We start from the raw sequence: 13,830 nt of genomic DNA on the forward strand, positions 1-13,830 counted from the left end.
CAGCCTCTGCGGGGAAAACGACATCACTACGTAGTTCACGGTAACCAGATGCGGGTGATTGAATGACAAGATTGCTGGCCGGAGCAGGACATGAGCGCCTAGACTTCGCCGATCTCCAGTTCAGGAATAGCCCGTGACCTCCATCTTCTGGTACGACTATGAAACGACGGGCATCAATCCCCGTTGCGATCGCCCACTGCAAATGGCGGGGCTGCGTACTGACTTCGATCTCAATGAAATAGACGAGCCGGTCAACCTCTATTGCCAGCCCAGTGATGACATCCTGCCGCATCCGGCGGCCTGTGCGATCACCGGTATTACGCCCGGCCGCTTGTCCGAGCAAGGCCTGAGCGAAGCCGATTTCATGACCCGTGTGCATGCGCAACTGGCTGCTCCTGGCACCTGCGGCGCGGGTTACAACACCTTGCGTTTCGACGACGAAATGACGCGCTACAGCCTGTACCGCAACTTTTTCGACCCCTACGCGCGGGAATGGCAGGGTGGTAACAGTCGCTGGGATCTGATCGATGTGGTGCGTGCTGCGTATGCCTTGCGCCCTGACGGGATCGTCTGGCCAACGGACGAGGAGGGGCGGGTGACGCTCAAGCTCGAACGTTTGACGGCCGCCAACGGCATCGATCATGGCAACGCCCACGAAGCACTGTCGGACGTTCGCGCGACCATCGCCCTGGCACGTTTGATCCGGGAAAAGCAGCCGAAGTTGTATGACTGGCTGTTTCAGTTACGCAGCAAGCAAAAGGTGCTGGATCAGATTCGCCTGCTACAACCGATGGTGCATGTGTCCGGACGTTTTTCCGCTGCGCGCAACTACATCGGCGTGGTACTGCCCTTGGCATGGCATCCGCGCAACAAGAACGCATTGATAGTCTGCGACCTTCACCTCGATCCGCAGGGGTTGCTTGACCTGGATGCCGAAACCTTGCGCCAGCGCCTGTACACCCGTCGCGATGATCTGGCCGAAGGCGAGTTGCCGGTGCCGCTCAAGCTCATTCACATCAACAAGTGTCCGGTGGTGGCACCGCTGGCGGTCCTTCGCCCGCAAGATCAGGAGCGCCTTGGGCTGGACATGGCGCTGTACCGAGAGCGCGTGCTGCGGCTAAGTGACACGTCCAAAGTTTGGCAAGATAAAGTTGTGGGGATTTATGCCAGGGAGGAGTTTTCCCCCAGCCAGGACCCGGAACAACAGTTATACGATGGTTTTATTGGTGACCGCGATCGACGGCTATGCGAACAAGTCCGGACGGTCGACCCGGCGCAATTAGCGCAAGGGCAGTGGCCTTTCGATGATGAACGCTTGCCTGAATTGTTATTTCGTTATCGCGCACGTAACTTTCCCGCTACGTTGAATTTCGAAGAGCAAGAGCGCTGGCGAATGTTCTGTCAGAAGCGTCTGACACTCCCCGAGTGGGGAGCCCCCAATACCCTGGAAAGTTTTATAGAGGCCGCAGCCCAATTGGCCCTTACTGCAACATCGTTTCAGCAAGAGGTGCTCGATGAATGGCATGAATATGTTCAGGGTTTGCGCCAGCGTTTGAATCTTTGAAATCGAAAACGAGCAGGACTGAACTCCGGACATAAAAAAACGCCAGCGTTATGCTGGCGTTATTTTTTGTCGCAGATGTCTCTGCGGCAAGCGCTGCGGCTTAGCCCAGCAGGGTAGCCCAGCCTTCAACCACGTCACCGCCCCACTTGGCTTTCCACTCTTTCAGAGTCTTGTGGTTGCCACCTTTGGTTTCGATGACTTCGCCATTGTGCGGGTTTTTGTATTGTTTAACTTTGCGAGCACGCTTGGTGCCGGTAGTTTTTACTGCGCCGCCGCGTGGTGCCTTGGTTTTGGATTCTGGATCCAGCAACGCGATGATGTCACGCAGGGACTTGGAGTATTCGCCCATCAGGGTGCGCAGTTTGCCTTCGAATTCCAGCTCGGTTTGCAGTTTGTCGTCTTGGGACAGGTTCTTCAAACGGGCTTGCAGCTCTTTGATAGCTTCTTCGGTGGCGCGATATTCGTTGATCAAGGACATGATTACTACCTTATGTAGAAAGCAGGATGGCAGGGGACAGTGCGGCAATAATAGTCAGGGTATTTCATCAAGTAAACATTAAACCGGCGTTTATTTAATTTAATTGCGGCGAATTTGGCCTACTTTGCGCGAGCCGTTAAATAGTTCGAAGCCGTCGCTACAGATGTTCACAATTCAATGCACGAAGATGGCAAACAACACGGCCATGACGCGGTTCTCTGACGCTGGCAGACCGCGTAGCCGCTGACCATCGGGCAAGGCATCAGGTGATCAATACTGCAGATTTGCTGCGCAGTCGCTAGAATGGCGGCCTTTGCGAAGTTCTGGAGTTTCCCCCTCATGCGCACTTTTCGGCTGGTGATTTCTTGCCCGGACCGCGTCGGCATCGTTGCTAAAGTCAGTAACTTTCTGGCGTCACATAACGGCTGGATCACTGAAGCGAGCCATCACTCTGACAATCTCAGTGGCTGGTTCTTCATGCGTCACGAAATTCGTGCCGACTCGTTGCCTTTCGGTATCGAAGCTTTTCGCGAAGCATTTGCGCCGATTGCCGAGGAGTTTTCGATGGATTGGCGCATCACCGATACCGCGCAGAAAAAGCGCGTGGTGCTGATGGCCAGTCGCGAGTCCCACTGCCTCGCCGACTTGTTGCATCGCTGGCACAGCGATGAACTGGACTGTGAAATTACTTGTGTGATTTCCAACCACGATGACCTGCGCAGCATGGTCGAATGGCACGGCATTCCGTATTACCACGTGCCCGTCAATCCGCAGGACAAGGAGCCTGCATTCGCCGAAGTGTCGCGCCTGGTCAAACAGCACGATGCCGAAGTGGTCGTACTTGCCCGTTACATGCAGATCCTGCCGCCAGAGTTGTGCAGCGAATATGCACATAAGGTCATCAACATTCACCATAGCTTCCTGCCGTCGTTCGTCGGCGCCAAGCCGTACCACCAGGCGTCCATGCGTGGTGTGAAGCTGATCGGTGCGACCTGCCACTATGTGACCGAAGAGCTGGACGCCGGTCCGATCATCGAGCAGGACGTGGTGCGCGTCAGCCACAGTGACAGCATCGAAGACATGGTGCGTTTCGGTCGAGACGTCGAGAAGATGGTGCTGGCCCGTGGTCTGCGTTATCACCTGGAAGACCGGGTGCTGGTGCACGGCAACAAAACCGTGGTGTTCTGATCCCGACACGACACGGTTGAAATTCGAAGGGCCTGGGCGTTCAATCGCTCCAGGCCCTTCGCCGTTTCTGCACTGAGGAAATCACATGGCCGATCCACTGGACAAAGCCACTTCAAAAGCACCCGCCACATTGGGCGAGGGTTGTTTGAGTCGGTACGACCCCGATGACATGAGTCCGGAAGATGGCACCGAGTTTCCGGGCGCCGCCGAGTTGTGGGAGCAGTTGCAGCAAGAACCTGACAGTCCCCCTAAGCCTGCTTGACCTTCATCAGCTTCTTGAGCAGCGGCCGTCCGAGCATCAGCAAAAACACCGGCCCGCCGACCAGCAGATAGAAGTAATAGGTCACCGCCCGCCAGATCAGGATCGCGGCTGCGGCCGTTGATTTTCCTACCATGGGTGCCAGTAACGCCGCCGACGTCAGTTCCGCCGCCCCAGCCCCACCCGGCAAGAGGCTGAATTGTCCTGCACTCAGCGAAAGCATCTGGATCAGAAAGCTCCAGGCCCACTGCAAGTCTGCCCCAAGTCCTCGCAACGCCAGATACAGCACGCTGTAACGCAAGATCCAATGCAGGCAGGTCAAAGCAAACACAGTAATCAATGTCTGAAAAGGCAACTTCAGCGTGTCGGTAAAAGCCGCCAGAAAATGCAGGAGTTTTCGTGCCCAACGCATGCGGGTGGTGGGCTGGACGTTGAGGCGCACGAGCAATCGGCCGCTCAGTCGAATCAGCAAGCGGTGGTAGCGGGCCACGACCACGCAACAGACCAGACCACCGAACATCGAAATGGCACTGACGATCAGCAGCCATTCCATACGCTGGCTGAGGTGCTGGAACAGCGCATAAATCAGGATCCCGCTCAACGCGCAAAGGAAAAACAACAGATCGCTCAACTGATCCATGGCGAACACGGCACTGCCTCTGGCCGGGCGCACGCCATTGCGCGCCAGTAACGCCATGATGGTCAGTGGTCCACCGCTGCCGCCAGGGGTGGCGCAATAGGCAAATTCGGCGGCCATCACCACCCCCAGGCTTTTGACCGGGCTCACCTTGTCGCGCTGATCCCCCAGCAACAAACGCAGGCGCAGGGTGTTGACGACCCAGCACAGCAGGATCATGCCGAACATGACCAGCAACCAACTCCGTGGAAAGGTATTCAATCGCGACCAGGTTTCGCTGCCGCCCAACAACCAGGGAATCAGCACTGCGGCGAGCAGGCCGATCAACAGCAGAATCCCGCGACTCATGCCGCGCGCCCCATGCGCTTGTCTTGCAGTGCCAGCCAGTGCGACTTGGTCATAGGCACCCGGCCCTCCCCGAGCAAGCGTTTGAGGGTTTGCAGCCAGTAGGTGCGTGAGAATTCATGCCGCATATCCACCGGGTGCACACCCAGTCGTATGACTGGCGCCTGCCGCCAGCGTAGTTCGAGCTGATCGCTGACGAGCTTCGACACGCCCCGGCGCCAGGCGCTGCGCGCACTCCAGACCAGACCTGGTGCATTGACCGGCGTGAAGTCCGGCAAGCGATAGAAGTGTTGCGCATCGCTGGTGTAAGTCAGGGGAAGTTGGCGCAAAGCCTGCCGCGTGCCTTCGCTCATCAGCCAGGCCGGAGCGACAAAGCCCTGCAGCGGCCATTGGTAGCGTTCGAACACTTCAATGCCGGCGCGCAGCCGAGCGAGGGCGGCCTCTCGGGGCAGGCTGTAAAACTCGCCTTCGTGGGTATAGATCCGGCGCATGAACCAGTCTCGGGGATTAGTCGCCATCGGTCCGTCATCGCAATGGTAATAGCCGTGAAGTGCCAGTTCATCGCCCCTATCGAGACGCGCGGCAAGTTGGCGACGAAACGCCGGATGAGCTTGCAGATCGTTGTGTTTATGGAAGTCCGGTACCACCAGCAAGGTCATCGGCACATGGCCGAGAGCGTCGATCGCCTCGACAAAGGGTTGGTAATCGACCCAGGTTTGTGGGGCGATATCGTGCAGCACCAGTAACAGGCTGGGCACACTCATGGAGTCAGCCATTGGCCGCCTGCGGCCATTGATTGCCGAGGACGGCGTGATAGTGGCCGAGCAAGCTATTGACCACGGTATCCCAGGCGTAATACCGCTCGACGTGGTGTCGGGCTTTTTGGCCGAGGGCCGCGCTGCCCTGACTGAAGAGCTCGCGAACGGCGTTGGCCATCGCCAACGAGTCATTCGGGGGACACAGCAGGCCACATTGATCGGTGATGATTTCCTCGAAGGCACCGGCTGCCACGGCTATAACGGGGATACCGCAGGCCATGGCTTCGAGGGTCACCAGGCCAAAGGTTTCCTGGTCACCGGCATGCACCAGTGCGTCGGCACTGGCCATCAGGCGGGCGACTTCTGCAGCCGGGCAGAACTCATCGATGACGGTGACGTTGCCCGGAACGGCGGCTGGCATCGACGAGCCCACCAGCAGCAAGTGATAGCGTCGGCCCAGGCGTCTCATGCAATCGAGCAGGACCGGCAGGTTTTTTTCCTTGGAACCGCGTCCGGCAAAAATCAGCAGGTGCGTGTTTTCGTCCAGGCCCAGTTCGGCCCGCAGGCCGATATCGCGCGCATCGGGATGAAACATTTGCAAGTCGACGCCCAGTGGCTGCACGAAAACGTTCCTGACGCCCAGGCCGGTCAGTTTGTCAGCCATGACCCGACTCGGTGCCAGCACCCGGTCGAAGTTGCCGTAGAGTTTGCTGACATATGCCTCGACATTGGGGGTGACCCAGTGGCCCATGCGGTTGCTGACAAGCAGCGGTAGATCCGAGTGATAAAAGCCAATCACTGGCACATCCAGTTGCCGGCGCGCATCCAGGGCGGCCCAGGCCGTGAGGTAAGGGTCGCCGACCTCGATCAGGTCGGGTTGCAGGTCGTGAAGGACATTGCGCCAGGGCGCGAGACGGAGAGGGAAGCGATAGCCCTTGCCGAAGGGCAGGGCGGGGGCAGGAACGGTGTAAATGCCATCCTGTTCACTGAAGATCGCTCCGGGGATCAGCAAACTGTGGCGAATGTTCGGCCTTGTGCACAGGCGATGATGCTTGGCATCCAGATAAGTGCGAACGCCACCGCTGGCAGGGGCGTAGAACATGGTGATGTCAGCGATATGCACGATAAACATCCCTCCGGTCCGTTAATCTCCTTGGTTGACCTTAATGAAGAATAGATGTTCGGTTGGAGTTTTGCGGGTGGGGTGTCAGGAAGGTTTTGCGGCGTTTTACAAGCCGCATTCGCGAGCCGGCTCGCTCCCACAGGGGATTTGTGAACGGCACAAATCATTGTGGGAGCGAACCGGCTCGCGAAGAGGGCAGTTCAGACGCTAGATACGGAAACTGCCTACCAATTGCTTAAGGCGCGCCGCCTGCTGCTCAAGGTCGGCACAGGCACGTAGTGTCGCCTGCAGGTTCTCTACCCCTTCCTGGTTCAACGTATTGATTTCGGTAATGTCGACGTTGATCGATTCCACCACGGCGGTCTGTTCCTCGGTCGCCGTAGCCACCGACTGGTTCATGCCGTCGATTTCACCAATGCGCTGGGTCACGCTGCTCAAACGCTCGCCCGCGAGATTGGCGATTTCCACGCTGTCCTGGCTGTGGCGTTGGCTGTCGGTCATGGTGGTGACGGATTCGCGGGCGCCGACCTGCAGTTCCTCGATCATGGTCTGCACCTGTTGCGCCGACTCCTGGGTACGGTGTGCCAGGTTACGCACTTCATCGGCCACCACCGCAAACCCACGTCCGGCTTCGCCCGCCCGCGCAGCTTCAATGGCGGCGTTGAGTGCCAGCAGGTTGGTTTGCTGGGAAATGCTGGTGATGACTTCGAGGATTTGCCCGATGTTCACGGTTTTGCTGTTGAGCGATTCGATGTTGCTGCTGGACGCGCTGAGCATGCTCGACAACTGATTCATCGCAACAATGCTGCGATCCACCACGTGCTGGCCATCTTCTGCCAGGCTGCGGGCATCGCTGGCCTGATTCGATGCTTGCGCGGCATTGCGTGCGATTTCCTGCGCGGCAGCGCCGAGCTGATTGATCGCCGCCGCCACGCTGTTGGTGCGCGAGGCCTGCTGGTCAGAGTTGAACATCGATGAGTTCGAAGCCGCCACCACCCGCAATGCCACTTCGTTGACCTGCCCGGTGGCCGAGCACACCTCGCGGATCGAGCCGTGAATACGTTCGACGAAACGGTTGAACGCAGTGCCAAGGAGCCCGAATTCATCGTTGTTCACGATGGTCAGGCGTTTGGTCAGGTCGCCTTCGCCGTCGGCGATGTCGGCCATGGCGCGGGTCATGACGTGCAGCGGCTGGATCAGGATGCGGATCAGCATCCCCAGCAGGGCGATGATGATGGCAACGGAAATGACCGTCGCAACCACCGCCGAAGTACGGAATTCGCTGAGCATCGAGAAGGCTTTTTCCTTGTCGATGGACAGGCCGATGTACCAGTTGACCGATGGCAGCCCCTTGATGGGCGTGAAGGTCATGAGGCGGGTTTTGCCGTCGACCTCGACTTCACTGAAGTCGCGGCTGATACGCGGGGTGTTTTGCGGGTAGGCCTCGGTCAGGGATTTCATCACCAGGGTTTTGTCCGGGTGAACCAGGATCTTGCCGTCGGCGCTGATCAGAAAGGCGTAGCCCATGCCGTCGAAGTCGCGCGCACTGAGGGTGTCGATCAGGGTTTGCAGGCTCAGGTCGCCGCCGACCACGCCGACACTTTGGCCGGCTTTCTTCGAGGCGGTGGCCATGGAAATGATCGTTTGACCGGTCGCTGCGTCAATGTAGGGTTCGGTCAGGGTCGGAGTGCTGCTGTTTTCCGCGCCCTTGTACCAGGGACGGACCCGTGGGTCGAAACCGTCCGGCATCTTCGCATCCGGGCGGATGGTGAAGTGCCCGGTGGCGTCACCCAGGTAGGACGCCATGAAGGTCGATGTCAGCGCTTTCTGTTCGAGCAGCGCGGCAACGTTGGATTGTTCAGGGTTGATGGCAATGTTTTGCGCGAGGTTTTCGATCAGCAGAATACGCCCGGCCAGCCAGGTCTGAATGTTGTTGGCGGTGACGTCGCCCATCTCGTTGAGGTAGTTGTCCAGGTCTTCGCGAATGGCGTTACGCTGCAGATAATCGTTGTACAGGGTAAACGAGGCAAAGGTGGCGATTACGATGAGAGCGGCGGCAAGCAGTATCTTATGACTGAAGCGCAGATTTTTGTTCATGGCTTGGGGTTCCGCTAAGGTCTTATATGCCAAAGGCGTCTTTTTATAGGGGCGCGCGGCAGGCATGGGTAAAAATTGAAATTTCCGACTGTCCTTAGGGAAATATCCGACCAGGTTGTCAGACTGGTCTGTCGTAATGTCTATCGGCCGATCCTGAAAAAGATTAACCATGGGTGACCAAATGCCTGACTCACTGCAACTCGTTATTGGCGCCGACCTTTCGGGGCAGCCGATCGCCCAGGCCATGCGTCTGGCCAACCGTCACGGTTTGATCGCGGGCGCTACCGGGACCGGCAAGACCGTCACCTTGCAGCGTATGGCAGAAGCTTTCAGCGATGCCGGCGTGGCGGTGTTCGCCGCCGATATAAAAGGTGACCTGTGTGGACTGGGGGCTGCGGGTAACCCTCAGGGCAAGATCGCCGAGCGGATCGCCGGGATGCCCTGGCTGAACCACAAGCCGGCGGCCTATCCGGTAACCTTGTGGGACATACAGGGTCAGTCCGGTCATCCATTGCGCACGACCTTGAGCGAAATGGGCCCCTTACTGTTGGGCAGCCTCCTCGAACTGAGCGACAGCCAACAGTCGGCACTGTATGCAGCGTTCAAGGTTGCGGACCGTGAAGGTCTGTTGCTGTTGGACCTCAAGGACCTCAAGGCGCTGCTCAATCACCTCAAGGACAACCCGGAGCTGTTGGGTGACGATGCGGCGTTGATGACCACCGGCTCCAGCCAGGCCCTGCTGCGGCGCCTGGCGACCCTTGAGCAGCAAGGCGCCGAGGCGCTGTTCGGTGAGCCGGCGCTGCAACTCGAAGACATTTTGCAACCGACCGTCGACGGCCGCGGGCGCATTCATTTGCTCGATGCCAGTCGCCTGGTACATGAAGCGCCGAAGGTCTACGCGACTTTCCTGCTGTGGCTGCTGGCTGAACTGTTCGAGCAATTGCCGGAGCGCGGCGACGCGGACAAACCGCTGCTGGCGCTGTTTTTCGATGAAGCGCATTTGTTGTTCGCCGGCACGCCCAAGGCCTTGCAGGACCGCCTGGAACAAGTGGTGCGACTGATCCGCTCGAAAGGCGTGGGTGTGTATTTTGTCACGCAATCTCCGGGTGACTTGCCGGACGACGTGCTGGCGCAGCTTGGGTTGCGTATCCAGCATGGCCTGCGCGCATTCACCGCCAAAGAACAGAAATCCTTGCGGGCAGTGGCCGACGGTTTTCGGCCGAACCCGGCATTCGACGCCTTGGCGGTGTTGACTGAGCTGGGTATCGGTGAAGCGTTGGTCGGCACCTTGCAGGACAAGGGCACGCCAGAGATGGTCCGGCGGGTGCTGGTGGCGCCGCCGCAATCGCGGATCGGGCCATTGACCGAGAATGAGCGAACGGTGCTGATCGCCGGTTCACCGTTCAAGGGGCGATATGACAAGCCGGTCGATCGAGAATCGGCCTACGAAGTCCTGATGGGACGCAAGGGCCTGGCGCCGGAACCCGAAGCGGCGCCCGGCAAGCCGGCGGCGGAAGAACCGAGTTTTACTGAACAGGCCGGGGAGTTCCTCGGCACGGCGGCGGGGCAGGCGTTGAAATCCGCAATGCGACAGGCGGCCAATCAGTTAGGACGGCAGTTGGTGCGCGGGTTGATGGGGTCTCTACTCGGTGGCAGCAAGCGCCGCTAACCTGAGCGGGCACAGTAAAAACAGTGGGAGCGAGCCTGCTCGCGAAAGCGGTCTGGCATTCACCGCATGGGTTGACTGATACACCGCTTTCGCGAGCAGGCTCGCTCCCACAGGTACTTCTTCACGCTTTGGGCCTGGCATGCGCCGCCAGCCGCTCCAGCGCCGCCCGCAGGTTCGGATCGGTAATGCCGTCGGCCGTTGCCTGAATGGTCGCCGCCGCATCGTTGGACAAATCCATGGTGTGTCCGGCCGCACCCTGTTGAATGGTGGGTGGCTGAACTTTGAACAGGATTCGCGTGAGATTGGCGAACTCGTCAAACATCTGCAGTTGCCGTTGCAGGCGCTTTTGCTGGTAGCGCAGGCGGGTGGCCCAATGACCGTCGGTGACAATCAGTAATAAACTGCCTTCGCGCCACGATGCCACATGGCAGTGTTCGCGAGCGGCGGGTTGCAGTTGGCTTTCCAGCAGGCGTTGCAGATGGCCCAGGCGTTGGGCGTGGCCAAGAATGGCTTTGAGCGGCTTGGCTTCGCGAAGCAGGACGGCGGGTGCTCTGGCCGTAAGAGGGCGAAATGCCATGATCAGACACCTGAAGTAACAGAGCCGCCATGTTAGCAGAAAGCGCCGCATGCACCCGACCCATTGCTTTGCGCGCGATTTACCCATTAAATCAACCCATGACTTCTGCCTCGTACGGCTTGAAGTTCAACCATTTGCCCCTATTTAAAGTGAGCCCCGTCACAGCGCTGTGCCAGCATCGTGGAATAACGCCACTTTCCTCACCATCGTTTCCGGGTAGAATGCTCGTTCGCATGCGGCCATGAGGGCTGCACGGGCGACTCACGGGGCCGCCCTCCATCCCTTTAGTGTGGAAGATCCTGCCGATATGTTTGCGCCTTTGTTAAAGAAACTTTTTGGAAGCAAGAACGAGCGTGAAGTCAAACGCATGCTCAAGACGGTGCAACTCGTCAATGCCTTCGAAGAGCAAATGGTGGCCCTTTCGGACGATCAATTGCGTGCCAAGACGGATGAGTTCAAGGCCCGCATCGCCAAAGGGGAAAGCCTGGACAAGCTGTTGCCGGAAGCCTTTGCGGTCGCCCGCGAAGCCGGCAAGCGTGTCATGGGCATGCGCCACTTCGATGTTCAGCTGATCGGTGGCATGACCTTGCATGAAGGCCGGATTGCCGAAATGCGCACCGGTGAAGGCAAGACCCTGGTGGGAACACTCGGCGTATACCTCAACGCGTTGTCCGGCAAGGGCGTGCACGTGGTCACGGTGAACGACTACCTGGCTCGTCGTGACGCCAACTGGATGCGCCCGCTCTACGAATTCCTCGGCCTGACGGTCGGCGTGGTCACGCCGTTCCAGCCGCCGGAAGAGAAGCGTGCTGCCTACGCCGCCGACATCACCTACGGCACCAACAACGAATTCGGTTTCGACTACCTGCGCGACAACATGGCGTTCAGCATGGAAGAGAAATTCCAGCGCGAACTCAATTTTGCCGTGATCGACGAAGTCGACTCCATCCTCATCGACGAAGCCCGTACACCGCTGATCATCTCCGGTCAGGCCGAGGACAGTTCCAAGCTGTACATGGAGATCAACAAACTGATCCCGCAGCTGGAGCTGCACGTCGAAGAAGTCGAAGGCGAAGTCACCAAGGCTGGCCATTACACCGTCGACGAGAAGAGCCGCCAGGTCGAACTCAACGAAGCCGGTCACCAGTTCGTCGAAGACGCGCTGACCCGTCTCGGTCTCCTGGCTGAAGGCGAGAGCCTGTACTCGGCGCACAACCTGAGCCTGCTGACTCACGTGTATGCCGGCCTGCGTGCGCACAAGCTGTTCCATCGCAACGTCGAATACATCGTGCAGGACGGTCAGGTCGTGCTGGTCGACGAACACACCGGTCGTACCATGCCGGGCCGTCGTTTGTCCGAAGGCCTGCACCAGGCCATCGAGGCCAAGGAACACCTGAACATCCAGGCCGAAAGCCAGACCCTGGCATCGACCACGTTCCAGAACTACTTCCGTCTGTACGAAAAACTGTCCGGCATGACCGGTACGGCTGACACCGAGGCGTTCGAATTCCATCAGATCTATGGCCTGCCGGTTATCGTCATCCCGACCAACAAACCGTTGGCGCGTAAAGACTATAACGACCTGGTGTTCCTGACTGCCGAAGAGAAATACGCGGCGATCGTCAATGACATCAAGGAAAGCATGGCCGCTGGCCGTCCAGTACTGGTCGGTACGGCAACCATCGAAACTTCCGAGCACATGTCCAATCTGCTCGTGAAAGAAGGCATCGAACACAAGGTTCTGAACGCCAAGTTCCACGAAAAGGAAGCCGAGATCATCGCTCAGGCCGGTCGTCCGGGTGCGCTGACCATCGCCACCAACATGGCCGGTCGTGGTACCGACATCCTGTTGGGCGGCAACTGGGAAGTGGAAGTGGCTTCGCTGGAGAACCCGACGCCTGAGCAGATCGCCCAGATCAAGGCCGACTGGCAGAAACGTCACCAGCAAGTGCTCGAGTCGGGCGGCTTGCAGGTGATCGCTTCCGAGCGTCACGAATCCCGTCGTATCGACAACCAGTTGCGTGGCCGTGCCGGTCGCCAGGGTGACGCCGGTTCCAGCCGTTTCTACCTGTCGCTGGAAGACAGCCTGATGCGCATCTTCGCCTCTGACCGGGTGAAGAACTTCATGAAGGCCCTGGGCATGCAGCCTGGCGAAGCAATCGAGCACCGTATGGTGACCAACGCCATCGAAAAGGCCCAGCGCAAGGTTGAAGGTCGCAACTTCGACATCCGTAAGCAACTGCTCGAGTTCGACGACGTCAACAACGAACAGCGTAAAGTGATCTATCACATGCGTAATACGTTGCTGGCCGCTGACAACATCGGTGAAACCATCGCCGACTTCCGTCAGGACGTGCTCAACGCGACCGTCAGCGCGCACATTCCGCCGCAATCGCTGCCTGAGCAGTGGGACGTGGCCGGTCTGGAAGCCGCGTTGCAGAGCGACTTCGGTGTGGCGCTGCCGATCCAGCAATGGCTCGACGAAGACGATCACCTGTACGAGGAAACCCTGCGCGAGAAACTGATGCAGGAACTCATGGCGGCCTACAACGAGAAGGAAGACCAGGCGGGCGCCGAAGCGCTGCGCACCTTCGAGAAACAGATCGTTCTGCGTGTTCTGGACGACCTGTGGAAAGACCATCTGTCGACCATGGACCACCTGCGTCACGGTATCCACCTGCGTGGCTACGCCCAGAAGAACCCGAAGCAGGAGTACAAGCGCGAGTCGTTCACGCTGTTCTCCGAACTGCTCGATTCGATCAAGCGCGACTCGATCCGTGTGCTGTCGCACGTTCAGGTTCGTCGCGAAGATCCGGCCGAAGAAGAAGCCCGTCTGCGTCAGGAAGCCGAAGCACTGGCAGCGCGCATGCAGTTCCTGCATGAAGAAGCGCCAGGCCTGGAGCAGCCGGAAGTGTTGGGTGAAGAGGTCGATGTTGCCCTTGCCACCGCACCGGTTCGCAACGAGCAGAAGCTGGGCCGTAACGAGCTGTGCTACTGCGGTTCGGGCAAGAAATTCAAGCATTGCCACGGGCAGATCCAGTAAAACCCGTTTCATACGCTGAAATACCCGCGCCGCGACCGGCTTATGCCGTCGCGGCGTTTTGCCATTTACACCACCGCACTTCCAGAAGCGGT

At 58.8% G+C, this 13,830-nt stretch carries 11 protein-coding genes; 5 read left to right on the plus strand and 6 right to left on the minus strand.

What is annotated here, in order from left to right; all coding sequences use genetic code 11:
* Nucleotides 1-133 precede the first annotated feature (133 nt).
* Complete coding sequence (gene sbcB, locus HNQ83_RS07615) at nucleotides 134-1,564, plus strand: exodeoxyribonuclease I (protein WP_175388386.1); 1,431 nt, start codon at nucleotides 134-136, stop codon at nucleotides 1,562-1,564.
* A 100-nt stretch (nucleotides 1,565-1,664) separates the two neighbouring features.
* Here sbcB and mvaT read toward each other — a convergent pair whose 3' ends face one another.
* On the minus strand, nucleotides 1,665-2,042 hold the full coding sequence (gene mvaT, locus HNQ83_RS07620) for a histone-like nucleoid-structuring protein MvaT (RefSeq protein ID WP_007933316.1): 378 nt from the start codon (nucleotides 2,040-2,042) through the stop codon (nucleotides 1,665-1,667).
* 339 nt (nucleotides 2,043-2,381) lie between these two features.
* Between mvaT and purU the strand changes: the two genes are divergently transcribed.
* A complete protein-coding gene (purU, locus tag HNQ83_RS07625) occupies nucleotides 2,382-3,230 on the plus strand; it encodes a formyltetrahydrofolate deformylase (RefSeq protein ID WP_175388387.1) in 849 nt (282 codons plus the stop codon).
* 85 nt (nucleotides 3,231-3,315) lie between these two features.
* Nucleotides 3,316-3,492, plus strand: coding sequence for a hypothetical protein (locus HNQ83_RS07630; protein WP_175388388.1), 177 nt, complete (start codon nucleotides 3,316-3,318; stop codon nucleotides 3,490-3,492).
* Here the strand turns inward: HNQ83_RS07630 and HNQ83_RS07635 are convergent.
* The 4 genes from HNQ83_RS07635 to HNQ83_RS07650 form a co-directional block, all read right to left on the minus strand.
* The gene (locus tag HNQ83_RS07635) at nucleotides 3,479-4,474 is read right to left on the minus strand and encodes a lysylphosphatidylglycerol synthase transmembrane domain-containing protein (protein WP_175388389.1); all 996 of its coding nucleotides are present in this window, start codon (nucleotides 4,472-4,474) and stop codon (nucleotides 3,479-3,481) included. The genes HNQ83_RS07630 and HNQ83_RS07635 overlap by 14 nt on opposite strands.
* The gene (locus HNQ83_RS07640) at nucleotides 4,471-5,235 is read right to left on the minus strand and encodes a DUF2334 domain-containing protein (protein WP_372241881.1); all 765 of its coding nucleotides are present in this window, start codon (nucleotides 5,233-5,235) and stop codon (nucleotides 4,471-4,473) included. The genes HNQ83_RS07635 and HNQ83_RS07640 overlap by 4 nt, the downstream gene beginning before the upstream one ends.
* 4 nt (nucleotides 5,236-5,239) lie before the next feature.
* Nucleotides 5,240-6,361, minus strand: a complete 1,122-nt coding sequence (locus HNQ83_RS07645) for a glycosyltransferase family 1 protein (RefSeq protein WP_175388391.1) — start codon at nucleotides 6,359-6,361, stop codon at nucleotides 5,240-5,242.
* A 198-nt stretch (nucleotides 6,362-6,559) separates the two neighbouring features.
* The gene (locus tag HNQ83_RS07650) at nucleotides 6,560-8,449 is read right to left on the minus strand and encodes a methyl-accepting chemotaxis protein (RefSeq protein ID WP_175388392.1); all 1,890 of its coding nucleotides are present in this window, start codon (nucleotides 8,447-8,449) and stop codon (nucleotides 6,560-6,562) included.
* 181 nt (nucleotides 8,450-8,630) lie between these two features.
* Between HNQ83_RS07650 and HNQ83_RS07655 the strand changes: the two genes are divergently transcribed.
* Nucleotides 8,631-10,118, plus strand: coding sequence for a helicase HerA-like domain-containing protein (locus HNQ83_RS07655; RefSeq protein ID WP_175388393.1), 1,488 nt, complete (start codon nucleotides 8,631-8,633; stop codon nucleotides 10,116-10,118).
* Between the two features lie 121 nt (nucleotides 10,119-10,239).
* Here the strand turns inward: HNQ83_RS07655 and HNQ83_RS07660 are convergent, their stop codons facing one another.
* Nucleotides 10,240-10,695, minus strand: a complete 456-nt coding sequence (locus HNQ83_RS07660; protein ID WP_175388394.1) for a DUF721 domain-containing protein — start codon at nucleotides 10,693-10,695, stop codon at nucleotides 10,240-10,242.
* A 307-nt stretch (nucleotides 10,696-11,002) separates the two neighbouring features.
* Between HNQ83_RS07660 and secA the strand changes: the two genes are divergently transcribed.
* Nucleotides 11,003-13,738: a preprotein translocase subunit SecA gene (gene secA / locus HNQ83_RS07665; protein WP_175388395.1), complete on the plus strand. Its 2,736-nt coding sequence runs from the start codon at nucleotides 11,003-11,005 to the stop codon at nucleotides 13,736-13,738.
* Nucleotides 13,739-13,830 lie beyond the last annotated feature (92 nt).

It is taken from the genome of Pseudomonas sp. C2B4 (genome assembly GCF_013359695.1).
GTDB lineage: Bacteria > Pseudomonadota > Gammaproteobacteria > Pseudomonadales > Pseudomonadaceae > Aquipseudomonas.

What these genes read in the sequence shown, in the direction of transcription:
- mvaT (WP_007933316.1), bottom strand. Translation starts at nt 2,042, where the DNA reads ATGTCCTTGATCAACGAATATCGCGCCACCGAAGAAGCTATCAAAGAG.
- purU (WP_175388387.1), top strand. Translation starts at nt 2,382, where the DNA reads ATGCGCACTTTTCGGCTGGTGATTTCTTGCCCGGACCGCGTCGGCATC.
- HNQ83_RS07630 (WP_175388388.1), top strand. Translation starts at nt 3,316, where the DNA reads ATGGCCGATCCACTGGACAAAGCCACTTCAAAAGCACCCGCCACATTG.
- HNQ83_RS07635 (WP_175388389.1), bottom strand. Translation starts at nt 4,474, where the DNA reads ATGAGTCGCGGGATTCTGCTGTTGATCGGCCTGCTCGCCGCAGTGCTG.
- HNQ83_RS07640 (WP_372241881.1), bottom strand. Translation starts at nt 5,235, where the DNA reads ATGAGTGTGCCCAGCCTGTTACTGGTGCTGCACGATATCGCCCCACAA.
- HNQ83_RS07645 (WP_175388391.1), bottom strand. Translation starts at nt 6,361, where the DNA reads ATGTTTATCGTGCATATCGCTGACATCACCATGTTCTACGCCCCTGCC.
- HNQ83_RS07650 (WP_175388392.1), bottom strand. Translation starts at nt 8,449, where the DNA reads ATGAACAAAAATCTGCGCTTCAGTCATAAGATACTGCTTGCCGCCGCT.
- HNQ83_RS07655 (WP_175388393.1), top strand. Translation starts at nt 8,631, where the DNA reads ATGCCTGACTCACTGCAACTCGTTATTGGCGCCGACCTTTCGGGGCAG.
- HNQ83_RS07660 (WP_175388394.1), bottom strand. Translation starts at nt 10,695, where the DNA reads ATGGCATTTCGCCCTCTTACGGCCAGAGCACCCGCCGTCCTGCTTCGC.
- secA (WP_175388395.1), top strand. Translation starts at nt 11,003, where the DNA reads ATGTTTGCGCCTTTGTTAAAGAAACTTTTTGGAAGCAAGAACGAGCGT.